General features: G+C 65.3%; 21 protein-coding genes and 1 tRNA gene. 11 read left to right on the top strand and 11 right to left on the bottom strand.

Going from position 1 to position 22254, the window contains the following annotated elements:
• Window positions 1-89: 89 nt before the first annotated feature.
• The 7 genes from bsaP to FBY36_RS17930 form a co-directional block, all read right to left on the bottom strand.
• Window positions 90-350 carry a biotin synthase auxiliary protein BsaP gene (gene bsaP, locus FBY36_RS21170; protein ID WP_142121583.1) on the bottom strand — a complete coding sequence of 87 codons (261 nt, stop codon included), beginning with the start codon at window positions 348-350 and terminating at the stop codon, window positions 90-92.
• A complete protein-coding gene (bioB, locus tag FBY36_RS17905) occupies window positions 347-1360 on the bottom strand; it encodes a biotin synthase BioB (RefSeq protein ID WP_142121585.1) in 1014 nt (337 codons plus the stop codon). The genes bsaP and bioB overlap by 4 nt, the downstream gene beginning before the upstream one ends.
• 158 nt (window positions 1361-1518) lie before the next feature.
• A complete protein-coding gene (locus tag FBY36_RS17910; RefSeq protein ID WP_142121587.1) occupies window positions 1519-2124 on the bottom strand; it encodes a TetR/AcrR family transcriptional regulator in 606 nt (201 codons plus the stop codon).
• A 64-nt stretch (window positions 2125-2188) separates the two neighbouring features.
• A complete protein-coding gene (locus tag FBY36_RS17915) occupies window positions 2189-3055 on the bottom strand; it encodes an alpha/beta fold hydrolase (RefSeq protein WP_142121589.1) in 867 nt (288 codons plus the stop codon).
• Window positions 3056-3099: 44 nt separating this feature from the next.
• Window positions 3100-4098, bottom strand: a complete 999-nt coding sequence (locus tag FBY36_RS17920; protein WP_142121591.1) for an NADP-dependent oxidoreductase — start codon at window positions 4096-4098, stop codon at window positions 3100-3102.
• 72 nt (window positions 4099-4170) lie between these two features.
• Window positions 4171-4884 carry an SDR family oxidoreductase gene (locus tag FBY36_RS17925; RefSeq protein ID WP_142121593.1) on the bottom strand — a complete coding sequence of 238 codons (714 nt, stop codon included), beginning with the start codon at window positions 4882-4884 and terminating at the stop codon, window positions 4171-4173.
• 113 nt (window positions 4885-4997) lie between these two features.
• Window positions 4998-5537, bottom strand: a complete 540-nt coding sequence (locus FBY36_RS17930) for a hypothetical protein (protein WP_142121595.1) — start codon at window positions 5535-5537, stop codon at window positions 4998-5000.
• A gap of 204 nt (window positions 5538-5741) precedes the next feature.
• Between FBY36_RS17930 and FBY36_RS17935 the strand changes: the two genes are divergently transcribed.
• The 5 genes from FBY36_RS17935 (at window position 5742) to nrfD (ending at window position 11931) form a co-directional block, all read left to right on the top strand.
• Window positions 5742-6005, top strand: a complete 264-nt coding sequence (locus FBY36_RS17935; RefSeq protein ID WP_142121597.1) for a cyclase — start codon at window positions 5742-5744, stop codon at window positions 6003-6005.
• 215 nt (window positions 6006-6220) lie between these two features.
• A complete protein-coding gene (locus FBY36_RS17940) occupies window positions 6221-6433 on the top strand; it encodes a hypothetical protein (RefSeq protein WP_142121599.1) in 213 nt (70 codons plus the stop codon).
• An 87-nt stretch (window positions 6434-6520) separates the two neighbouring features.
• A complete protein-coding gene (fdh, locus tag FBY36_RS17950) occupies window positions 6521-9835 on the top strand; it encodes a formate dehydrogenase (RefSeq protein WP_235008889.1) in 3315 nt (1104 codons plus the stop codon).
• Window positions 9836-10843, top strand: coding sequence for a 4Fe-4S dicluster domain-containing protein (locus tag FBY36_RS17955; protein WP_142121604.1), 1008 nt, complete (start codon window positions 9836-9838; stop codon window positions 10841-10843). It begins immediately after the preceding gene.
• The gene (gene nrfD / locus FBY36_RS17960) at window positions 10840-11931 is read left to right on the top strand and encodes an NrfD/PsrC family molybdoenzyme membrane anchor subunit (protein ID WP_142121606.1); all 1092 of its coding nucleotides are present in this window, start codon (window positions 10840-10842) and stop codon (window positions 11929-11931) included. Before FBY36_RS17955 ends, nrfD begins: the two co-directional genes overlap by 4 nt.
• Window positions 11932-11944: 13 nt before the next feature.
• On the opposite strand, the gene selD is transcribed toward nrfD, so the two are convergent.
• Window positions 11945-12970, bottom strand: coding sequence for a selenide, water dikinase SelD (gene selD, locus FBY36_RS17965; RefSeq protein ID WP_142121608.1), 1026 nt, complete (start codon window positions 12968-12970; stop codon window positions 11945-11947).
• A 45-nt stretch (window positions 12971-13015) separates the two neighbouring features.
• On the opposite strand from selD, the gene FBY36_RS17970 reads away from it, so the two are divergent.
• The 4 genes from FBY36_RS17970 to FBY36_RS17985 all read left to right on the top strand — a co-directional run bounded on the left by FBY36_RS17970 (window position 13016) and on the right by FBY36_RS17985 (window position 17170).
• Window positions 13016-13110 (top strand) — tRNA-Sec (locus FBY36_RS17970).
• A 36-nt stretch (window positions 13111-13146) separates the two neighbouring features.
• A complete protein-coding gene (gene selA, locus FBY36_RS17975) occupies window positions 13147-14478 on the top strand; it encodes an L-seryl-tRNA(Sec) selenium transferase (RefSeq protein ID WP_142121610.1) in 1332 nt (443 codons plus the stop codon).
• Between the two features lie 3 nt (window positions 14479-14481).
• Complete coding sequence (gene selB, locus FBY36_RS17980) at window positions 14482-16278, top strand: selenocysteine-specific translation elongation factor (RefSeq protein WP_142121612.1); 1797 nt, start codon at window positions 14482-14484, stop codon at window positions 16276-16278.
• Between the two features lie 139 nt (window positions 16279-16417).
• On the top strand, window positions 16418-17170 hold the full coding sequence (locus FBY36_RS17985; RefSeq protein ID WP_142121614.1) for a lytic transglycosylase domain-containing protein: 753 nt from the start codon (window positions 16418-16420) through the stop codon (window positions 17168-17170).
• A gap of 22 nt (window positions 17171-17192) precedes the next feature.
• Here FBY36_RS17985 and FBY36_RS17990 read toward each other — a convergent pair whose 3' ends face one another.
• Together FBY36_RS17990 and FBY36_RS17995 are read right to left on the bottom strand one after the other, a co-directional pair.
• Window positions 17193-18359, bottom strand: a complete 1167-nt coding sequence (locus FBY36_RS17990) for a cytochrome P450 (RefSeq protein WP_142121616.1) — start codon at window positions 18357-18359, stop codon at window positions 17193-17195.
• A gap of 194 nt (window positions 18360-18553) precedes the next feature.
• Window positions 18554-19774 carry an MFS transporter gene (locus FBY36_RS17995; protein ID WP_142121618.1) on the bottom strand — a complete coding sequence of 407 codons (1221 nt, stop codon included), beginning with the start codon at window positions 19772-19774 and terminating at the stop codon, window positions 18554-18556.
• Between the two features lie 284 nt (window positions 19775-20058).
• Between FBY36_RS17995 and FBY36_RS18000 the strand changes: the two genes are divergently transcribed.
• Together FBY36_RS18000 and FBY36_RS18005 are read left to right on the top strand one after the other, a co-directional pair.
• Window positions 20059-20940, top strand: a complete 882-nt coding sequence (locus FBY36_RS18000; RefSeq protein ID WP_442858251.1) for an SMP-30/gluconolactonase/LRE family protein — start codon at window positions 20059-20061, stop codon at window positions 20938-20940.
• A gap of 14 nt (window positions 20941-20954) precedes the next feature.
• Window positions 20955-21986 (top strand): aldo/keto reductase, encoded by a 1032-nt coding sequence (locus tag FBY36_RS18005; protein ID WP_142121622.1) that lies wholly within the window; start codon window positions 20955-20957, stop codon window positions 21984-21986.
• A gap of 25 nt (window positions 21987-22011) precedes the next feature.
• On the opposite strand, the gene FBY36_RS18010 is transcribed toward FBY36_RS18005, so the two are convergent.
• Window positions 22012-22254 carry a hypothetical protein gene (locus tag FBY36_RS18010; protein WP_142121624.1) on the bottom strand — a complete coding sequence of 81 codons (243 nt, stop codon included), beginning with the start codon at window positions 22252-22254 and terminating at the stop codon, window positions 22012-22014.

Here is a 22254-nt window from a genome sequence, read left to right on the forward strand (position 1 = left end):
CTGATGCTGTTTCTTCAGAGTGCAATCGACCGTTGCGACGCTATGGGCCCGCGAATGGGGGGCTCGCTGCCAGCCAGCCTAACGCGATGTCATCTTTGGACGCCTTCCTGGACCAGCGTTTCCCCGCCCGCTCCATGGCGGGAGCACTCCGCCGTCCAGCCCAGTGGTGTTACCTGTACCTTCATCCGGCGCCCGCAGGCCGCGCAGTAGCGCGGCGGCTCCATCGTCAGGCGCTCGCCGCAGCGGTGGTGGACGTACGACGGCGGCCCGTCGCCGCCGTCGTACGCCTCGCCGCAGTGTCCGCAAAAGTTTCCCGCGGCTGAACCTGCGGGGAGCGGAACGCTGTTCACAGCGTCTTCTGGAGTTCCTTGATGGGCATGTTGAGGTCCACAAGCAGGTTCAGGTCTGCGGTGGCGGGGCGGCCCAGGGTGGTGAGGTAATTGCCCACGATGACGGCGTTGATGCCGCCGAGGAGTCCCTCGCGGGTGCCAAGATCGCCGAGGGTGAGTTCGCGGCCGCCGGCGTACCTCAGCACGGTGCGGGGCATGGCCAGGCGGAAGGCGGCGATGGCGCGGAGGGCGTCCTTGCCGTCCATGATCTGTTGGTTTTCCAAGGGGGTTCCGGGCCTGGGGTTGAGGAAGTTGAGCGGTACCTCGTGCGGCTCCAGTGCCGCGAGCTGGGCGGCGAGTTCGGCACGCTGCTCCAGGCTTTCGCCCATGCCGATCAGGGCGCCGCAGCACAGTTCCATCCCAGCCTCCTTGACCATCGCGCAGGTCTCCAGCCGTTCGTCATAGGTGTGGGTGGTGACCACTTCGGGGAAGTAGCTGCGCGCTGTTTCCAGGTTGTGGTTGTAGCGGTGGACGCCCCAGTCCTTGAGCTGGTCCACCTGGCGCTGGGTGAGCATGCCCAGGGAGCAGGCGATGTTGATGTCCACCTCTGCTTTGATGCGGTCGATGGCGAACTTGATCTGGTTCATCAGCTTGATGTCGGGACCCCGGACGGCGGCGACTATGCAGAATTCCGTGGCTCCGGTGGCGGCTGTTTCCTTGGCGGCCTTGACCAGTTCCGGTATATCCAGCCAGACGCCGCGGACGGGGGAGTCGAAGAGGCCGGACTGGCTGCAGAAGTGGCAGTCCTCCGGGCAGCCGCCGGTCTTGATGGAGATGATTCCTTCCACCTCCACGTCTTCGCCGCAGTGCCGGAGCCGGACCTGGTGTGCCAGCTCCAGCGCCGCGGGGAGCGCCTCGTCCGGAAGGCGAAGGACCTCTTCGAGCTGGGCCTGGGTCAGGCCGATGCCGTCCTCGAGGACCTGCACGCGCGCGGTCTCGAGGATCTCATACCTGTTTGGCTGGATCGTCATTAAGTCGTCCTTCACGTCTACCTGGAATATTCCTCGAAACAGACGCTAGTTCTCCTTTGACGACTCCGTTTTGGAGAGATTCAACAAAGAATCCGATGGGCGAAGGGAAGTTCCACTCACCCTGATCCACAAAGGGACAGGCTCAGGGCTTTCTTTCGTCAACGGGAAGGAAGAAGTAGGCGGACTTGGGTCCTGATGTCCTGCACAATGTCCTCCACGCGGGTGGCGGGATCCGTGCTTCCGGCCATGCCGAGGAACATGATTGCCGAGACGACGTGCGCCGTGGTGGCGGCATCAGCGGCGCTGAGCCTGCCCTTGCGCGCCAGGACGGCAGCGATGGCCTCCTCGGTTTGCGCGACGATGTGCAGGGCTTCCCGATGGCGGGGCTCCGTGGAATCGCCGAAGACCATCTCCTTCAGGTAGGTGCGCCCGTTTTCGACCTGGACCCGGTTGCACTCCACGATCGGCTGCAGGATGGCCATCACGGCATCGAGTTCATCCGGAATGGTTTCAGCAGCGGCGCGGCCCCGCTCCAGCGCTTCGGCGTAGTGGGCATTCTGCACCAGCAGAAGGAGCTCGCCCTTGGACTTCGCGTAAAGGAACAGGGTCCCGGTGCCGATATCGGCCTTGTCCGCGATCTGCTGTGTCGTCACTTCCTCAACGCCATGTTCGGCGAACAGCTCACTGGCTGCGGCGGTGATGCGGTCCAGCTTCTGTTGCTTGTTCCGCTCGCGCCGTCCGGGAGGCTGGGAAGGGACAGGCACAGGGACTCCTTGGATTAACTGATTGGACTCAGTTATGAGTATAAACGGCGCGGCTGCACCTGGATCAGTCGCCAAGGAATGCGACGGCGGCACGCGCGAACGCAGCATGGTGCTGGAAGATGCCCGCGTGTCCGGAGTCGGGGTAGATGATCAGCTCGGAAGCTTTGATCCGGCGGTGCAGGTCATTGGAGAGGACGGAGGGCACCATGCGGTCGTTGTCACCGTTGGCGATGAGGGTGGGAATGGCAAGCGTGGACAGGTCCGACGGCGCGGAGCGGCCAAACTTTTGGATTGCCTTCAGCTGGGTCTGGAATGCGCTGGTGCTGATCGTCTTGTCACGGTCCTCCGTACGTTCCTTTAGCCGGTCAATGAAGGCCTTCGCGGCGGCCTTGCCGGTGGCGTTGCGGTTGAAGAACAGGAACTCCTTGGGGTCTGACCGCGTCAGGGTGGCGCGGAAGATGTCCCAATAGGTGGTGAAGACCACCTTGTCCATATCCTTGCCGCCGCGCGGGCCCGTCCCCGCCAGCACAAGCCTGCGGACAAGGTGGGGATGCTTGAGGGCCAGGTCCTGGGCGATCATGCCACCCATCGAAAACGAGAAGGCGTCGATCCTGCTCAAACCAAGCGCGGTGACAAAGCTGTAGGCGTCGTCGGCCATTGCCTCGATGCTGTCCGGAACCCGCCCGCTCGAGGCGCCGACACCGGGTTGGTCAAAGGTTATGACGTGGCGGTTCCGGGCAATTGGGTCGATGATTCGCGGATCCCAGTTGTCCATCGTCGCCGCGAGGTGCACGAAGAACACGACAGGGATGCCGCCCTTTGGTCCCAACTCCCGGTAGGAGTAGGTGTTGCCGCCTGCGGTAAGGGATTTGGCAGGTGCTTTAGCGTACGAGGTGACAGTTGGGTCGTGCGGGGTGCCGGTGCTGTCCATGGCAGTTTTCTCCTGAATGGTCTGGGGTGGCTGGTTGACGGCGGTCAGCCGGCGATGGCGATCACTGCTTTGCCGCGGGTTCCGCCCTTGGTCAGGGATTCCAGTGCCTGCGGGGTGTGGTCGAAATCGAAGACTTTTCCCACCACGGGGCGCAGCACGCCGTCGTCCACTAAGGCGCTGATCGTGCGCAGTTGGTCACCGCTGGCATGCATGAAAAGGAACTCATAGCTGACGCCGAGCTTCCTGGCCTGCCGCCGCACCTTGCTGCTGAGCATGGTTATCGCCACCCGGAGCACCGGGTTCAGGCCGGCTTTGCGGGCAAACGCCGGGTCCGGTGGTCCGGAGATCCCGATGGCCTTGCCCCCGGGTTTGAGGATGCGGAGCGACTTCTCCAGGTTTTCCCCTCCGAGGCTGTCCAGCACCAGGTCGTAGCCGGTCAGGAGCTTCCCGAAGTCCTGGTTGCGGTAATCGATCGCGATGTCCGCTCCGAGATCGCGGACGAAGTCGGCGTTGGAGCCGCTGGCTGTGGTTGCGACGGTGGCGCCAAGGTACTTTGCGAGTTGGATGGCGATCGACCCCACGCCGCCGGCGCCGGCGTGAATGAGCACTTTCTGCCCGGGCTGCACGTTGCCTTGCTCGACGAGGGCCTGCCACGCCGTGAGCGCAACGAGTGGCAGGGAGCCGGCCTCCTGCATGCTGGCCGTCGCTGGCTTCAGTGCCAGGTCATCCTCAGCGACGGCGATACGCTGGGCGAAAGTGCCGATCCTGTCCGTTGCGGGGCGGGCATAGACCTGGTCGCCGGGCTTGAAATCCCGCACCTTGGACCCGGTGCGGATAACGGTACCGGCGAGGTCGTGGCCGAGGACCAGCGGGAGCTTATAAGGGAGGATCTGCTTGAACTCGCCCAATCGGATCTTGTCGTCCAACTGGTTCAAGCCCGCCGCCTCCACCCGGACCAGGACATCCCGGTCCCCGACGACCGGTTCAGCGATGTCCGCTTCGCGCAGCGGTTCCCTGTACTTGTTGATGATGAATGCGCGCATGCCTTACTGCTCCTCTTGTTCGGGTTGTTGATCAGGTGGTTGCTGCCGTTGGTGCACGGATATCCGGAAGTCCTACGCCCCGGTGTTCGCCAGCTGTGGGTACGTAGCCTCAATGGGGGCGCTAAGCTGCGCCTTGAGCTGCACGGAGGTTTCGTCGGCAAGAACCTCGTATTCGCCGGCTTCAACCCCATCCATGACGGTCCGGACGAAATCGGCTGGATCCATTTTGGGATCAGTGGTGTTGCCGGCCATCGCTGTGTCGACGTATCCCACGTGGGCGCCCACGACATGGACCCCCTTGGGGGCGAGCTCCAGGCGAAGCGAGTTGGTGGCCGACCAGAGCGCAGCCTTGGTTGCGCTGTAAATGCCGCCCACCGCATACCAGCTCATTGCCGAGTGGATGTCGATGATCATTGGGTTCGCCTTTGCGGACAGGATCGGCGCGAATGCGCGGGCGAGGAACAGCGGGCCGAGGAAATTTGTCTCGACGTTGTTCCGAATCTCTGCGTCGGTGTGGCTGAGGATGCCCGGAGTGGCCACGCTGGCTCCGGCATTATTGATCAACACCGTCACATCGCCGGCTGCCTGGGCCGCGGCCTCGATGGAAGCGGGATCTGTGACGTCGAGTGCAAGCGGAACGATGCGGTCGTCCTCCCAGTCGCGGGGGTTACGGGCGGTGGCGTAGACCTTGCCCGCGCCCCTCTCGAGGGCGTCGTGGACGAAGTGCGAGCCGATACCGCCGTTTGCACCGGTGACCAGGACGACTGCTTGGTTGAATGAGGACATTGCGTAAACCTTCTTCTGATGGGCAGCAAAGACTGATACTGCTCATAACTGAGCGTACTCAGCTAATATTCCCGCCAGAAGATGACACTGGCTCTGCGACCGGGAGGCACGCCTCAACCGGTTACGCGTACTCCGCCCACTGCGCCTGTCCATGGCGTGTCGCCAGGAACGGGCAGCACCAAATGAGCGAAAACGAATCCCTGCGCAAGTGCGATCACCCGTGAGGTAACTTCGCTGCAATCCAGCACCAACTCCATCGGCTGAAAGGGGGCACCCGGATGCTCCTGTCCTACGGAGACTGTTGCGCCGGGAGCACCGACGCAGGCTGAGGTGACGGTGTACTGCCCCGCCGCCGGCACTTTCGCCATCGCTCCGAAGCCCCTCACCGGGCCGTCGAGGGGTCCTTCCTCAAGAAGGACTACTGGCCCCTGGGCAACCCCAAGGAGCCGATCCAGCTCGGCGTAGTTCTCTACCTCGCGCTCCAGCACCAGCGGGTCAACGTAAGGAACCGCGGACGCCGCCGACGACGCCGGGCCGGTTGTGGGAGTGTGATGGGGCTCGTTGTAGTCGTAAGAGCACCCCGCGGCTCCGCCAACGGCAATCAGCAGGCACAAGGCAACGGCAAGACCATGTTGCCTGTCCTTCCTTCCCATCTGTCCATGGTGGCGATGCCCGCGGCCGGAGGCAATGGTGCGGCGATTGACAGCACCCCCCGGGCCGGAGTAATACAGCCAGTGGCGGCTCCAATCCGGGGCCGACGCAGACAATTGTGCATGCACCGGCAGGGCAGAATTGCCGTTCGCCATTGAGGGACCGGGCCCAGTCAATGGTGCGGCACGCTTCAAAGGAGAAGCGCTATGACTGTTGCCCATATCCTTCACCGTGTTGCCGACTACGACGCGTGGCGCAAAGTTTACGACTCGGTCGGTGACATGCAGAAAGACGGCGGGGTGACCCGGGAATCGGTCCACCGTATGATCGACGATCCGAACAATGTCCTCGTCATTCATCATTTCGATAGCCTGGAGACCGCAAGGGCGTTCCTCGGCAGAAGTGACCTCAGGGATGCCATGCACCGCAGCGGTGTCCAGGGAGAACCGCGCATCGAGCTCTTCGAATAACGCCAATCCTGAAGTTCCTTCCGTGCGGGCTTTGCCCCCGGAAGGACCCGCCGATGGCGGTTTGACTGTCGACAATCAACCCAACCTCAAGATTGGAGCAATAAGTCCCGATGATGGACGAAATAGCTTCCGTCTTCCCGTAGTGCTTTTTAGAGTGTCCGTACAGGCATTACGTCGGGGGACATTCCCCCGAAAGAGCAGGTCAAGGGGAGGCCATGAGCACAAGCAAGCCGCTGACACCCAAGGACGCCCGTGCTGCAGCCCCGGGAATGGGCGGACCTCCTGTACCCGCACCGCCCAAACAGCCCTTGGTAGCACCCAATGCCGTTCATCAAACGTCGACGTCCAGAGGACGTGAACATGAGGTGCAGCGCCTGATCCGTGACCTCGCCGTGCTTGCTGCCACGCGCCGCCCGAAGGCCTCGTAAGCGCGATGCAGCAGCGCTGCGTCGCGGAGGAGGACGCGCCCAACTTTCTTCTGTCACTGCCGCTGTCCTTTGGGATATGCTCCTGAAATGGCACCGCGAAGTTTTCTTCAATGGCCGGTCGTCCGTCAGTTGACCACGGGCGACCTACTGGGGCGCGGGCCGTCTGTGACCTCGCCCCGCACGCAGGCAATCGCTCCACGGACGGCCACCGCAGACCGCGTGGTGCAAAGTGTGTGCCCGTATTGTGCTGTTGGATGCGGGCAGCGGGTTTACGTCAAAGACGAAAAAGTCATCCAGATCGAGGGAGATCCGGATTCACCCATTTCCCGCGGTCGTCTGTGCCCCAAGGGCTCTGCCAGTGAGCAGTTGGTCAATTCTCCGGGCCGGCAAACAAAAGTGCTTTACCGTGCACCGCGTTCCACTGAGTGGGAACATCTGGACCTGGCTACGGCAGTTGAGATGGTGGCGGACCGCTTCATCGAAACCCGCCGCAGGACGTGGCAGCAGGAAGATGACCAAGGCAGGCTTCTCCGCCGCACCATGGGCATAGCCTCGTTGGGCGGCGCCACCCTGGACAACGAAGAAAACTACCTGATCAAGAAACTCTTCACAGCTGCAGGGGCGGTGCAGACCGAGAACCAGGCCCGCATATGACACTCCGCAACGGTTCCCAGTTTGGGAGCCTCGTTTGGACGCGGTGGTGCAACGCAATCACTGCAGGACATGGCTAACGCTGACTGCATCATCATTCAGGGTTCCAACATGGCCGAGTGCCACCCGGTGGGGTACCAGTGGGTGGCGGAAGCGAAGGCCCGTGGTGCGAAGGTTATCCACATCGATCCGCGGTTCACGCGCACGTCGGCGGTTTCGGATAAGCACATTCCCATCCGTGCAGGTTCTGATGTTGTGCTTCTGGGCGCCCTCATTAACTACGTGATCAGCAACGACCTCTGGTTTAAGGAGTACGTCGGCGCGTACACCAACGCAGCCACACTGGTTCACGAGGACTACCGCGATGCCGAGGACCTGGGCGGCCTGTTCTCCGGTTTCGATCCGGAGAAGCGGGCGTACGATACGTCGTCGTGGTCTTATGCAGAACAAGGGGAGGGAAGCATTGACGACCCCGGGCCCGGCTCCGAACACGGCGAGAATGCTACGGCCCGTGCTGCCGGCCATGCCTACGGCAGCGGCGGCCCGCCCTTGGAGCACGCGGAAGTGCAGCGTGACGATACCCTGCAGGACCCCCGGACGGTCTTCCAGATCGTAAAGCGGCACTACGCCCGCTACACCGCGGAGATGGTCAGGGACATGTGCGGTATCGACGTCGCTGACTTCGAGTACCTGGCCCGTGCCATTACGGAAAACTCAGGACGCGACCGGACCACCTGTTTCGCCTACGCTGTCGGCTGGACGCAGCACTCCCTGGGAGCCCAGTTCATTCGGGCCGCAGCCATCCTGCAGCTTCTGCTCGGAAATATGGGACGCCCTGGCGGCGGAATTATGGCCCTGCGCGGCCATGCCAGTATCCAGGGTTCCACCGACATCCCCACCCTGTTCAACCTGCTGCCCGGATACCTGCCGATGCCCAGTGCCGGCCGCCATGACAGCCTTGACGAATACCTGGAAGCTGTGGGGTCGAAACAGCAGAAGGGCTACTGGGCTGATGCCGACGCCTACACCATCAGCCTGCTCAAGGCCTGGTGGGGCGACGCCGCGAACGAGGACAACGATTGGGCCTACGACTACCTGCCCAGGCTCACCGGTGCCCACGGTACCTACGAGACCGTCATGGGCATGCTCGAGGACGAAGTGGAGGGCTACTTCCTGCTCGGGCAGAACCCTGCCGTGGGCTCTGCCCACGGCCGCATGCAACGGCTGGGCATGTCGCATTTGAAGTGGCTCGTGGTGCGCGACCTGAATCTCATCGAGTCGGCAACGTGGTGGAAGGACGGTCCGGAAATCGAATCCGGCGAGCTGCGCACCGAGGACATCGAAACTGAGGTGTTCTTCCTGCCGGCAGCAACCCACGTGGAAAAAGCCGGCTCGTTCACGCAAACCCAGCGGCTGCTGCAGTGGCGGCACCAGGCGGTGGCACCACCGGGGGAGTGCCAAAGCGAACTGCAGTTCTTCTTCGAGCTGGGCCAACGGATCCGGGAGAAGCTGGCCGATTCACAGGACGAGCGCGACCGTCCGCTGCTGGACCTCACGTGGGACTATCCCGTGGACGAACACGGAGATCCGGATGCGGAGGCGGTGCTTGCCGAGATCAACGGCCGTCACCTGGCGGGCCTGGAGGCCGGAAAGCCCCTCTCCGCATATACCGAACTCCGGGCCGACGGTTCCACATCGGCCGGCTGCTGGATCTACACCGGGGTGTACGCCGACGGCTTCAACCACGCCGCAAACCGCAAGCCGGGCCAGGAACAGGGGCCGGCGGCGTCGGAATGGGGCTGGGCATGGCCGGCCAACCGCAGGATCCTCTACAACCGGGCGTCAGCCGACCCCGCGGGTAAACCCTGGAGCGAACGGAAGAAGTACATCTGGTGGGACCAGGAGCAGGGTAAATGGATCGGGGACGACGTGCCCGACTTCCCGCTGGAACGGGCACCAGGCAGCCACCCGGACCCCTCCGTTGGCGGGGCAGCTGCCCTTAGCGGTGACGATCCCTTCATCATGCAGGCGGACGGCAAGGGCTGGCTGTTCGCGCCGAAGGGACTCATGGACGGACCCCTTCCCACCCACTACGAGGCCCAGGAATCGCCGGTGGCCAACGCGCTGTACCCGCAGCAGCAGAGCCCGGCGCGGCTGGTGTTCCCCCGCGCCGATAACCTCAGTGCGCCCAGCGCCGGCAGCCCTGGCGCAGATGTATACCCATACGTCTTCACCACCTACCGCCTCACCGAGCACCACACGGCGGGCGGGATGAGCCGCTGGCTGCCGTACCTGTCGGAGCTGCAGCCGGAGATGTTCTGTGAGGTCTCGCCCGAACTGGCCGCTGAGCGTGGACTTGAGCCCTACGGGTGGGCCACCATCATTTCACCCCGATCCGCTATCGAGGCGAAGGTGCTTGTCACCGACCGGGTGAGGCCCCTGGCCGTCGGCGGGCACACGGTGCATCAGATCGGGCTGCCTTACCACTGGGGTGTCGGCAGCAATGCCGTGGTCAGCGGTGACGCGGCCAATGATCTGCTGGGTGTGACGCTGGATCCCAACGTCCAGATCCAGGAATCCAAGGTGGCCTCCTGCGACATCCGGCCGGGCCGCCGGCCCCGCGGAGAGGAACTGCTTGCCTTGGTTGCCGAGTACCAGACGCGCGCCGGACTGACCACCGAGACCGGTAACCTGGCCGTCACCGATCAGCCCGGCAGTATTCCGGGAACCGACCCGACATTGGAGGACTAGATGGGCCAGTTGTCCGGACCGACCGACCCTACCGCCGATGCCCACTGGGAGCACAACCACCCGCGCAAGGGGTTCTTCACCGACACCTCAATCTGCATCGGCTGCAAGGCCTGTGAGGTTGCCTGCAAGGAGTGGAACCACAACCCGCAGGACGGCAACCTGGAACTGCTCGGCTCCTCCTACGACAACACCGGCTCCCTGGGGGCCAGCACCTGGCGGCATGTGGCGTTCATTGAACAGGGCCAGGAACGCATCGAGGAGGCGCGGGAATCAGGACGCGCCCTGGTCAGCCTGGGCATGCCGCGGATCGGTCCGCCCCAGGCGGCGCCTGCCGGGACCGATTTTGCGGACGCGGACACCACACCCCCGGACACGGCAGACTTCCGGTGGCTGATGTCCTCTGATGTCTGCAAGCATTGCACGCACGCCGGATGCCTGGACGTCTGCCCCACCGGAGCGCTGTTCCGCACCGAATTCGGCACCGTGGTGGTCCAGGACGACGTGTGCAACGGCTGTGGAACCTGCGTGGCCGGGTGCCCCTTTGGGGTGATCGAGCGCCGCAGTAACGGCACTGTCAAGGTCGCCGCCAGCAGGGAGGAACAGCACGCCAAGCATCCCGCGGTGCCGAACGAGGGCATCGCCCAGAAGTGCACGCTGTGCTACGACCGGCTGGTGGCAGACGAGACGCCTGCCTGCGCCAAGGCATGCCCGACGACGTCCATCAAGTTTGGCGATCACGACGACATGGTGGACACGGCCCGGGAGCGCGTCGCCACGCTGCATGCGCAGGGCATGACCGAAGCGAGGCTTTACGGCGCGAACGAGAACGACGGGGTCGGCGGAACCGGATCGGTCTTCCTGCTGCTGGACGAACCCGAAGTCTATGGACTGCCGCCGGACCCGCGGGTGCCCACCGCCGATCTGCCCCGGATGTACCGCCGGGCCGGGATGGCAGTAGCGGGCATGGCCGCGGCAGCTGCCCTGGCTTTCCTGGGAGGACGTGCGTGACCCTCTCAGAGTTCGACAGCTTCCGGCCATCCGAGCCTGCCCGCCGCCGCCGGCAGGGCGCCAAGCGCGGCACGGGCCGCCGACGGGACAATAGTGACGGCTCCCGGGAAATGCCCATGGTGCCGGAGCCGGACTTCACCTCGTACTACGGCCGTCCGGTGGTCAAGCCGGCGCCGTGGGGCGATGACGTCGCCATCTACCTGTTCCTGGGCGGCGTTGCAGCCGGGTCGGCCCTGCTTGGCCTCGGCGGTCAACTGACCGGACGGCCAATCCTCTGCCGCAATGCCAGGCTTAGCGCGCTGACGGCGGTGAGTGCCGGCGCCGTCGCTTTGGTGAAGGACCTGGGCAGGCCGGAGCGTTTCCTGCACATGCTGCGGACCTTCAAGGTGACCTCGCCCATGAGTGTGGGCTCGTGGATTCTCAGCGCCTTCAGCGCCGGCACTGCCGTCACTGCCGTCGCGGAGATCGACCGGCTGAGCGGAACGCGGCTTCCGTTGGGTGTGTTGCGGAAAGTGCTGCAGGCTGTTGAGGGACCGGCCGGGTTTGAAGCTGCCGTCTTCGCGGGGCCGTTGGCGGCCTACACCGCGGTCCTGCTTGGCGATACCGCCACCCCCACTTGGAACGCCGCCCACGAGGAACTGCCTTTTGTCTTCGTGAGTTCGGCCTGCCTCGCGTCTGCCGGGCTCGCCATGGTCACCACACCCGTAAGGGAGACCGGGCCTGCACGCAAACTCGCCGTGCTGGGCGTCCTGGGCGACGTCGCTGCCATGAAGGTGATGGAACGCCGGATGGACCCGATAGCAGCCGAGCCCCTTCACCAGGGCAAGGCGGGCGCCATGCTTAAGTGGAGCGAGCGGTTGGCGGTGGCCGGTGGCTTGGGGACTCTGCTGGGCGGACGTAACCGTGTGGTGGCCGCGGCTTCGGGACTGGCGTTGCTGTCGGCCTCGGCCCTGACCCGCTTCGGGGTATTCGAGGCGGGGCTTGCCTCTGCCAGGGATCCCCGCTACACGATAGAACCGCAAAAGAACCGGCTTGCGGCCCGCCGTGCCGCGGGCGTTACCGGCGACGCGATCACCACTGCCGGCTGAGTGCTGCCGGGCTTCAGCGGACCTGGATGCCCTGGCCCGCGGTGGTGTGGCCAATCACGGGGTGACCCGGCAGTTCGCCGACCACCAGCAGGCCGCCGGAGGTCTGGGCATCGGCCAGTACCAGCAGATCGTCCTCGGTGACGCCGGCACCGGCCTCCACGTGCGGCCGCACCCAATCGAGATTGCGCCGGGTCCCGCCGGAGACGAAGCCATCCCGCAGCGCCTCACGTGCGCCTTCGATCAGCGGTACCGCTGATCGGTCAATCACGGCGCCTACTTCCGAGGCACGGACCATCTTGTACAGGTGTCCAAGCAGGCCAAAACCCGTCACGTCTGTCGCTGCCCGGACGCCGGCCGCCACCGCGGCCTCGGCCGCGTCACGGTTCAGCGCCGCCATGGTCTCGACAGCCTCGGCGAACACCTCGCCGGTCTGCTTGTGCCGGTTGTTGAGAAGCCCGACGCCGAGTGGTTTGGTCAGCGTGATCGGCATCCCGGGCTGGGCGGCATCATTGCGGAGCAGGCGGTCGGGGTGGGCGATTCCGGTTACGGCCATGCCGTACTTTGGCTCCGGATCGTCGATGGAGTGCCCGCCGAGCACCGGGCACCCTGCTTCTGATGCGACGCTTAGGCCGCCGCGCAACACCTCCGTCATGAGCTCCAGCGGCAGGACTCCGCGGGGCCAGCCCACGAGGTTGATTGCGGTGACCGGCCGGCCGCCCATCGCGTAAATGTCAGAGAGGGCATTGGCGGCAGCGATGCGGCCCCAGTCAAACGCATCGTTGACAACGGGGGTGAAGAAGTCGGCGGTGGTAAGGACCGCCAGATCGTCGCGCACCAGGACGGCCGCCGCGTCGTCACCGCTGTCAAGGCCAACCAGGACCTCCGCGCCCTGGTGGCCAATGAGCCCGCGGACCGCGTCTTCGAGCTCGCCCGGCGGAATTTTGCAGGCGCAGCCCCCGCCGTGGGCATATTCGGTCAGCCGGAGCGCGCCGGCGGCAGCATGACCTGGTTGCTGAACTGGTGTCTGAACCTCACTCACCCGCCCAGCCTAACCCCCTCAGGACAACCTGCTATATTGAGGCGCGGTGGCGTCCGGGTCCTGGTGGGCCCCCCGGTCTTCAAAACCGGTGCGGCTGAGCATCTCGGCCTGGCGGGTTCGATTCCCGTCCGCCACCGCCAACTTTCGGCAGTGAATGCCGCGACATGAGGAGGGCTGTGGACCAGGTCGATCCCCGGCGCCTGATTCCCCGCACGAACGACCTGCTGGCACTGCCGGCCGTTCACGAGGCCCGGACAAGGCTGCACGAGCGGGTCATCCGCGAACTGGTCCGGCAAGTCCAGGAGCAGGCCCGGTGCGGTGATCTCCCTCCCGGCCAAGTGGAACCAACCCTGCTCGCCGCGCTGGCTTCACGAACGGCCACGACCCTGCGCCCGGTGCTCAACGCCACCGGCGTCATCGTCCACACCAACCTGGGACGTGCGCCCCTTTCCACAGCCGCGGTGGACGCCCTTGTCACCGCCAGCGGCTACGTGGACGTGGAACTGGACCTGGCGGACGGCAGCCGCTCACGACGCGGCGCGGGCGCCCGCGCCGCATTGCTCGCCGCCTGTCCCGCCGCCGAGGACGCCCTGGTGGTCAACAACGGGGCCGCGGCGCTGGTGTTGGCCACCACAGCCCTGGCCGCCGGCCGGGAAGTGGTGGTGAGCCGGGGCGAACTCGTCGAGATCGGGGCGGGCTTTCGGCTGACGGATTTGATGGAGTCGACCGGTGCCAGGCTGCGCGAGGTGGGCACCACCAACCGGACACACCTGCATGACTACGCCGGCGCCCTCGGACCGGACACCGGTTGCGTCCTGAAGGTCCACCCCAGCAACTTCCGGGTGGACGGATTCACGTCCGCTGTTCCGCTTGACGAACTGAGCCGGCTTACGGTGGCACACGGCGTTCCACTCGTGGCCGATCTGGGCAGCGGGCTGCTGGCCCCCGACCCTTACCTGCCCGATGAACCCGATGCTGCCACCGCTTTGGCGAGCGGGGCCGACGTCGTCATAGCCAGCGGCGACAAACTGCTGGGCGGCCCCCAAGCGGGCCTGTTGCTTGGCCGCAAGGAGATCATCACCCGCCTGGCCCGCCACCCGCTCGCCCGTGCGGTCCGCGCCGACAAACTTGCCCTCGCCGCCCTGGAAGCGACCCTCGCGGGGCCAGCGGCGCCGGTTGTCCAGGCCCTGCACGCCGACGTCGAACACTTGCGCCAACGTACAGAGCGGCTGGCCCATGCCCTGGGTGTACCCGTTGTGGCCCATGACGGCAGGGTAGGGGGCGGCGGCGCCCCCGGAGTTCCCCTGCCGGGATGGGCCCTCCGGCTCCCTGAGAAAATCGCAGGCCACCTGCGCACAGGCAACCCGGCCGTCCTGCCGCGGGTCAATGACGGTTCCTGCCTGATCGACCTGCGTTGCGTGCCGGCTGCGGACGACGACAGGATTCTCAATGCGGTACGGCAGGCATTGGCAACCCGTGAGGGCGCCGATGCAGGCAGGGCAGGTTGATCCGTGCACGTCGTTGCCACCTCCGGACATGTCGATTCCGGTAAAAGCACCCTGGTCCGCGCGCTCACCGGCATGGAGCCGGACCGTTGGGAGGAAGAACGGCGCCGCGGGCTGACCATTGACCTGGGCTATGCCTGGACAACCCTCCCGTCCGGACAGGATGTTGCGTTCGTTGATGTACCGGGCCACGAACGGTTCCTCGGCAACATGCTCGCCGGAATAGGTCCAGCGCCGGTGGTCTGCTTCGTGGTAGCCGCGGATGAGGGCTGGCAGGCGCAGTCAAGCGACCACCGGGACGCCGTCGCTGCGCTCGGCATTGAACACGGCGTCGTGGTCCTCAGCCGCGCGGACCGGGCATCCCGGGAGCGGCTTGCAGACGTACTCGCCCGGACCCGCAGTGAGTTGGCCGGGACCGGTTTGAAGGACGCGCCCGCCGTAGCTGTGTCGGCCATCGACGGGACCGGCCTGGTTGACCTGCGGACAGCGCTCGACGACGTCCTGTCCCAGGTGCCGGCTCCCGCCACCACCGGGCGGGTCAGGTTGTGGGTGGACCGCTCGTTCACCATCACCGGTTCCGGAACGGTGGTCACCGGAACACTGGCAGCAGGCACACTCGCCCAGGGTGACCGGCTGGAACTGCTGGGCCACGCCGGTTCCCGCACCGTCACAGTCCGCGGCCTGCAAAGCCGCGACACCTCCTACGCCTCAGTGGAGCCGGTCAGCCGGGTTGCGTTGAACCTGCGCGACGTTGCCCCAACGGATATCCGGCGTGGGGACGCGCTGGTTACTCCCGATGCGTGGCCTACCACCGGCGTGGTCGGCATCCAGCGGACCACCGGCGTCGCCTATACCGAGGTGCCGGAACAACTCGTGGTGCATGTTGGCACTGCCTCCGTACCTGGCCGCCTGCGGCCGTTCGGAACTGATCATGCCCGGCTCGTCCTGGACCGGCCCCTGCCGCTTGTCCTCGGAGACCGGATGGTGCTGCGTGACCCCGGAAGCCGCTCGGTGCTGGGCGGCGCACGCGTCCTCGATGCCGACCCTCCGGCCTTGGAGCGGCGCGGCGATGGCGCCCGCTGGGCCGAACGGCTTGCAGGCATGGACCCCGCCGGAGATGTACTGGGAGAAGTAGCAGCCCGCGGAGCCGTCCAGGTGCAGCATCTGCGCAGGCTCGGACTGCTGCCCGCGCAGGACGCGGACGCGCCGTCGGGCATACGGGCTTTGGGGGATTGGTGGGTGCATGTCCCCCTCCTCGAGGCATGGCAGGATCGGCTGCGCAATGCAGTCCAGGCGCTGCAGGAGCTCGATCCCTTGGCGCCCGGCCTTTCCATGGGCGCGGCGCGGGACCTGCTGAGGCTGCCCGACGAGAGGCTTCTGCCCCACGTCATCCGTGGGGCAGACCTTGAACAGGACAGCGGCCACATCCGGCTGCCCGGCAGCCAAGGCAATCTTGGCCCCGTGGAGCCCGCCATCGCCGAATTGGAGCGCAGGCTTGGCGCAGATGCGTTCCATGCCCCGGAGGCCGATGAGCTGGCTGCACTGGGCCTCGGACCCCGGGAACTCGCCGCCGCCGAACGCACGGGGCGCCTGCTGCGGCTGCGCGACGGCGTGGTGTTGCTGCCTACGGCGCCGGCCCTGGCGATGCGCACCCTGGCACGGTTGGACCAGCCCTTCACCACAAGCGAAGCGCGGCAGGCACTGGGCACAACACGGCGGATTGCCGTTCCGCTGCTGGAACATCTCGATTCCCGTGGCTGGACGCAGCGCCTGGATGCAGGTCACCGCACGGTGGTGCGCTGACCGCGCGGCCGGCGTCACGGGAATCATGCCGGGCAGGTCATTTGGTGCCGGCTTGGGACGTCGTCCAGAATGTGCTCCAGCGGCGCCATCTGCAGTCGGCCGGTTATCCAGCCTGGAAGCTTGATGGTTTGATTAGTCAGTGCTCCGTGTAAAACGCTTTGTGGTCTTCGGCCTGTTGGTGGTTTGCGTCAGCACGGCATTCTCCTTTTGGTTTATCCGGCAGCCGGGCGCGGATGCCCGGGTGGCCTTTTCCGCACCGCCGCGGGCCGGCGTGATCTTCGAGTCCCGGCCCGCCGGAATGGATACCGCCGTGAACGTCACGCGGAGTCCGGACGCCGAGTGGCTGGTACGGTCCGCGGCACAAACAGGGATCCCTGCCCGGGCGCTGCGGGCGTACGTTGCTGCCTCCGACGCCGCCAATCGTTCCACCCCTGCATGTGGAATCGGCTGGAATACGCTTGCGGCGGTGGGCTTCGTCGAATCAGCCCACGGAACTTATGGCGGCGGCAGACTTGGCGCCGACGGGCAGGCCAGCGGACCCATCGTTGGTCCGAGCCTTAACGGCGATGGATTCGCTGCCATCGCGGACACCGATGGGGGTCTCCTGGACGGTGACGCCCTTTGGGACCACGCCGTAGGGCCGATGCAGTTCATTCCCTCCACGTGGCGGCTTGCTGGAAGGGACGGGAACGGCGACGGAACGGCAGATCCGTCCAACATTGACGACGCCGCCCTCAGCGCCGCCACGTACCTGTGCGGCCACGGCCGGAACCTGACAACCGCGCGGGGGTGGACGGACGCCGTCCACTCCTACAACCAGTCCGATGCCTATATCCGCCAGGTGCGGACCCAGGCGGCTGACTACGCCGAAGAACCGGACACTCCGGAATAGGGCGGGGCAGGCCACCTGTCGGTCAGGCGGGCAGCCACCTGACGGGGAGTGCCTTCAGCCCGTAAACAATGGTGCTTTCCATTCGTTCCAGTTGCGCTTCAGGTGCCAGGGAAAGCCCCGGCAGGCGGGCGAGCAATGCCTCCAGTGCGATCCTCGCCTCCAGCCGGGCCAGTGGCGCGCCGAGACAAAAGTGGACGCCGTGTCCGAAGGCCAGGTGCCGGTTCGGGCTGCGGTCGACGTCGAACTCAGCCGGCCGCTGGAACTGCTGCTCATCGCGGTTGGCGGAGCCGATCCAGGCCACGATCGGTGCCCCTGCCGGGATACGTTGATCGCCCAGGAATGTCTCCGCCACGCTCACCCGGTACATCGATTGGACCGGCGACCGGAAGCGCAGCACCTCTTCGAGGGTCTGGGGAAGCAAGTCGGGCTCTTCAAGGACACGCTCGAGTGTGCCGGGCGACTCAGCCAAACAGAAGACGGCGTTGCCGATCAGGTTGGTGGTGGTCTCATTGCCGGCGACGAGCAACAGACTGCAGAATCCGAGCAGTTCAGGCACCGTCAGTTTTTGGCCGTCTATTTCGGCGGCCAGCAAGGTGCTGATCAGGTCCTCGCCGGGCCGGCTCCGGCGTTGGTCAATGAGGGCCAGGAAGTACCCGATCATCTCTGCTGCGGTGGCATCATCTCCGCCGCCGGCCGGACCGGACTGCGTTTGGCTGACGATCACGTCCGACCATTGTTTGAAACGCTCGCGGTCCTCCGCCGGGATGCCCATGAGCTCGGAAATCACGATGACCGGCAGCGGATATGCCAGTTCTTTGATCAGGTCTGCGCTCCCGCGGGCAGCAATCCCTTCCAGAAGCTCGTCCGTGAGTTCGGCAATGCGTGGAGCCAGCGCGTCAACGGCTTTCGGGGTGAAAGCCTGCGTGACCAGGGAGCGCAGCTGCCGGTGCCTTGGGGGATCGGTGGTGATGAGGCTTGCGGCGAAGAGCTGCCCGGAACCGGATGGATTATCACCGCCCATGCGGGAAGAGAATGTTGCGTGCTCGGACAGCACCCGCTGGACGTCGTCGTACCGGAAAACGTGCCAGCTCCCCGATCGGTCATCCTGAAAGACAGGGGCTGTTGCCCGCATCCGCTCATAGTCGGGGAAGGGGTCCAACGGATACGCGGCCGGCTGTGTGACGTCCATGGTGGCCTCTCTGCCTCCCCGACGCTCCCCGGGCCCGACGGCGCAAGGCCTCAAATGGCTGAGCGTGGAACCTCGATCTTAACCAAAGCCTGCCTCCGCGTCATTACCTCCCGCGTCGAACTTTGCCCGGTAAATATCTTGCCGGCCCGGCCGGCCAATGACGCCGGCCGGGCCACGCTGTCCCGCAGCAAAGCTCAGCCGACGCGCTCCTGCGCCGGCTGTCCGGCTGCGATTGCGCGCGGGACTGTCAGCAGGCTTACGACGGCGAGCGCCCCGGCTGCCGCGAACGCGTAGAAACCCCAAGGGTAGGCGATGCCTGCGGCGACCAGGCCACCGGTGACGGCGGGTCCGGCGATGGCGCCGACGCGGCCGACGCCCGCGGCGAAACCGAGGGCGGTTGCACGAAGGTGCGCCGGGAACAACTGGCTTACCCAGGCATAAACGAGCACCTGCGAACTGAAGACAAAGACGCCCGTGACGAAGACAAGGGCATTGAGCAGGATCGCGTTGTCAACCTTGAAACTGAGCAGGGCAAGGAACACGGCAGAAAGACCGAACCACACCAGCACAATGGGCTTGGTCCCGTGCTTATCAGCAAGGACGCCAGCGATGAAGAGGCCTGCGACGGCACCGAGGTTCAGCACGAGCAGCAGGGAAAGGCCTGCACTGACGGGGTATCCCGCCGACGCCATCAGCTGCGGAAGCCACGTGTTCAGGCCGTAGACCAGCAGCAGCCCCATGAATGAAGCAGCGGCGATTGCACCAGCAACCAGGGGATATGGCTTCTTGCCCAGATCCCGGAAAGTGGCCTGCTTCTCTTTCCGCGCGCTCCGTTCCGCATGTGTCATTTCCGGCAGTTTGAACCACAGGAACGGCAGGAGAACCAGCCCTGTAACGCCGCCCACCACGAACATCGTCCGCCAGTCCGGAATGACCAGCAACGCCAGGAAGGCTGTTGCCACGGCGCCGACGTGGTAGCCGGTCATTGTGCGGGTGGTTGACTTACCGGCTGACCCCGCCGGGGCGTAGTCGTTCATGTATGCGAGGGCGACCGGGAGGCAGGCCCCAAGGCCGAGGCCGGCCAGGAGCCGGAAAGCACTGAATACAGCCACGTTGGGAGCCCATACGACGGCGATGGTGAAGACCGAGAACCAGAGTACGCAGGCGAAGAGCAGTTTCCTGTGCCCGAACTTGTCTGAAAGCGGGGCTATGAACAACGCGCCCAGGCCAACGCCGACAAGGGAAATAGTTGCTGCCAGCGTGGCGCCAACCGCATCAAAGCCCAGCTGGCCGGTCTTGAGCAGCGTTGGGATAACGGTGCCCAGCACCACCAGGTCGAAGCCGTCCAGGACCATGGCCAGCCAGCAAAGCCAGACCGGCCATTGGGAAGGGCGGGCCGTGGGGGAAGTAGTCATGTAATCCTCTTTGATCAAATACGTCTAAACAGGCATGCCAGGTGAGAGCTCCATTACTTGGGGGAGTGATCTGTCGCACGCAGTTCTGCGAGAATACCCTAAGTTCAATTAACGTACAAAAGTTCGACATACGAACGGGCCGTTTTACGCGAGTCGCACGGACCAGGGATCTTGCCCATGACGCTAGGGTGGTCCTGTGCATGCCGTCTCCCGCCGCTTCGCGCCACGACGGGCAGTGCAACGGCAGGAATCTGGACCGTAGGGGAGCGTCGATGAACGGCGGAATGACAAGCGGCACACTGGAGCGCCTTTTCACCGGCTCCGTGTGGGCGGAGGGACCCTTGTGGGTACCGTCGTCGCAGGCGGTGCGTTGGAGTGACATCCCCAACAACCGCATCCTCGAGTTTGACCCGGCCACCCGGACCACTCGGGAATACGCAGTTGGCGTGGAGTTCACCAACGGTCGCACCCTGGACCATGACGGCAGCGTGGTGCAGTGCAGCCACGGCCTCCGCCGGGTGGAGCGCGACCGTGAAGGAACAGTAACCGGCCTGGTGGATTCCTTCCAGGGCCGCAGGCTGAATTCCCCCAACGACGTGGTGATTGCCCGCGACGGCAGCATCTGGTTCACCGACCCGCCGTATGGGATTCTTCCGGGGACGAAGGAAGGCCACGAAGGCGAGCAGGAATACGGCGGGTGCCATGTGTTCCGCTTTGAGCCCAACTCAGGATCAATGACGGTGGAAGTCACCGACCTTGTGCACCCCAACGGGCTCGCCTTCTCGCCTGACGAGTCGGTCCTCTACGTCGCGGATACCGCCGGTTCACATTATGGCGTGCCCCTGCGGATCGCCACCTACAGTGTGGAAGAGGGCCGCTGCAGCCGCAGGACCGGGGTGCTGGAGTTGGAAGAGGGTTTTCCGGCTGACGGACTTCGGGTCGACGTCGAGGGCAGGATCTGGACCTCCGCCGGCCCGTCCCTAAGGATCTACTCACCGTCCTTTGAACTCCTGGACACCATTGCCGTGCCGGAGACCGTGTCCAACCTGTGCTTCGGTGGTCCGGACGGGCAGGACCTTTACGTCACCGCAACCACCAGCCTGTACCGGATCCGCACTACCACTACGGACGCGGCCGACCACACCTTTCCGTCCAACCCCAACTGATTGCGAGGACACCCATGCAGTACCGAACACTGGGAAACAGCGGCACCATCGTCACCAGCTATGCGCTGGGCACCATGACGTTCGGCGCGGAGGCGACGGAGGAAACGTCCCATGCCATTCTCGACAGCTACTTCGAAGCCGGCGGCAACTTCATTGACACCGCCGATGTCTACAGTGCTGGAGTCTCGGAAGAAATCATCGGCCGCTGGCTGGCCAATCGGCCCGAGATGAGGGATAAAGCGGTGATCGCCACTAAGGGACGCTTTCCCATGGGAACTTCACCGAACGACGTCGGAACGTCCCGGCGGCGCCTGACGCGCGCCCTGGACAATTCCCTCCGCCGCCTGGGCGTGGAACAGATCGACCTGTACCAGATGCATGCATGGGACCCGATCACCCCGCTGGAGGAGACCCTCCGCTTCCTGGACGACGCAGTGACCCGCGGCAAGATCGCCTACTACGGCTTCTCGAACTTCCTGGGCTGGCAGCTCACCAAGGCGGTGCATGTGGCACGCAACCAGGGGTGGAACCTGCCCGTCAGCCTGCAGCCCCAGTACAGCCTGCTGGTCCGGGACATCGAATTCGAGATCGTCCCGGCGGCGCTTGACGCTGGAATCGGCCTGCTGCCGTGGTCGCCCCTGGGCGGCGGCTGGCTGTCCGGCAAGTACAAGCGCGACCAGCACCCTTCCGGCGCAACCCGCCTCGGCGAGAACCCCGAACGTGGCATGGAGGCTTGGAAGGCGCGCAACGAGAACCCGCGGACGTGGGCTGTCATTGACGCTGTCCAGGACATCGCGGACGCCCACGGCGTAAGCCCGTCCCAGGTGGCCCTGGCCTGGCTGGCGGACCGCCCCGCCGTGACGTCCGTGATCCTGGGGGCCCGGACCATGGAACAGCTGGCTGACAACCTGGCCGCCGCGGACCTGGAACTCACCGCTGACGAATCCGCCCGGCTCACCCAGGCCAGCCAGCCGGAGACGGGCGTCTATCCCTATGGCCCCATGGCCCTGGAACAGCGCAGCCGCAAAATGGAGGGCGGGCGGTAGCTCTCCAAGGAGGCCGGGGGAGGGCCTACTCCGGGTGCTTCAGCACGTCCGGAAGCTCGTCCACATACACCGTTTGCGGCGGGTCGAAATAGATCACCAGCACCTCACTGCCCGCCGGGAACTCACTGGTCTTGTCGTACGGGTGGGCATGGAATGCCATGGTGCCGCCAAGATAGGGAAGCATGACTTCGCCAATGGTGCCCGGGCCGATGCGCCCGGTCACCCGGCCGATCTTCCCGGTCAGGCTCCGGTCAACGTCCTTGTGCAC

It is taken from the genome of Arthrobacter sp. SLBN-122, assembly GCF_006715165.1.
Taxonomy (GTDB): Bacteria; Actinomycetota; Actinomycetes; order Actinomycetales; family Micrococcaceae; genus Arthrobacter.

Coding starts and splice junctions, on each gene's coding strand:
- FBY36_RS17925 (WP_142121593.1), bottom strand. CDS start 4,884: ATGTCCTCATTCAACCAAGCAGTCGTCCTGGTCACCGGTGCAAACGGC.
- FBY36_RS17995 (WP_142121618.1), bottom strand. CDS start 19,774: ATGACTACTTCCCCCACGGCCCGCCCTTCCCAATGGCCGGTCTGGCTT.
- FBY36_RS17990 (WP_142121616.1), bottom strand. CDS start 18,359: ATGGACGTCACACAGCCGGCCGCGTATCCGTTGGACCCCTTCCCCGAC.
- FBY36_RS17955 (WP_142121604.1), top strand. CDS start 9,836: ATGGGCCAGTTGTCCGGACCGACCGACCCTACCGCCGATGCCCACTGG.
- FBY36_RS18005 (WP_142121622.1), top strand. CDS start 20,955: ATGCAGTACCGAACACTGGGAAACAGCGGCACCATCGTCACCAGCTAT.
- FBY36_RS17935 (WP_142121597.1), top strand. CDS start 5,742: ATGACTGTTGCCCATATCCTTCACCGTGTTGCCGACTACGACGCGTGG.
- FBY36_RS17915 (WP_142121589.1), bottom strand. CDS start 3,055: ATGGACAGCACCGGCACCCCGCACGACCCAACTGTCACCTCGTACGCT.
- FBY36_RS17940 (WP_142121599.1), top strand. CDS start 6,221: ATGAGCACAAGCAAGCCGCTGACACCCAAGGACGCCCGTGCTGCAGCC.
- FBY36_RS18000 (WP_442858251.1), top strand. CDS start 20,059: ATGACAAGCGGCACACTGGAGCGCCTTTTCACCGGCTCCGTGTGGGCG.
- FBY36_RS17920 (WP_142121591.1), bottom strand. CDS start 4,098: ATGCGCGCATTCATCATCAACAAGTACAGGGAACCGCTGCGCGAAGCG.
- bioB (WP_142121585.1), bottom strand. CDS start 1,360: ATGACGATCCAGCCAAACAGGTATGAGATCCTCGAGACCGCGCGCGTG.
- FBY36_RS17930 (WP_142121595.1), bottom strand. CDS start 5,537: ATGGGAAGGAAGGACAGGCAACATGGTCTTGCCGTTGCCTTGTGCCTG.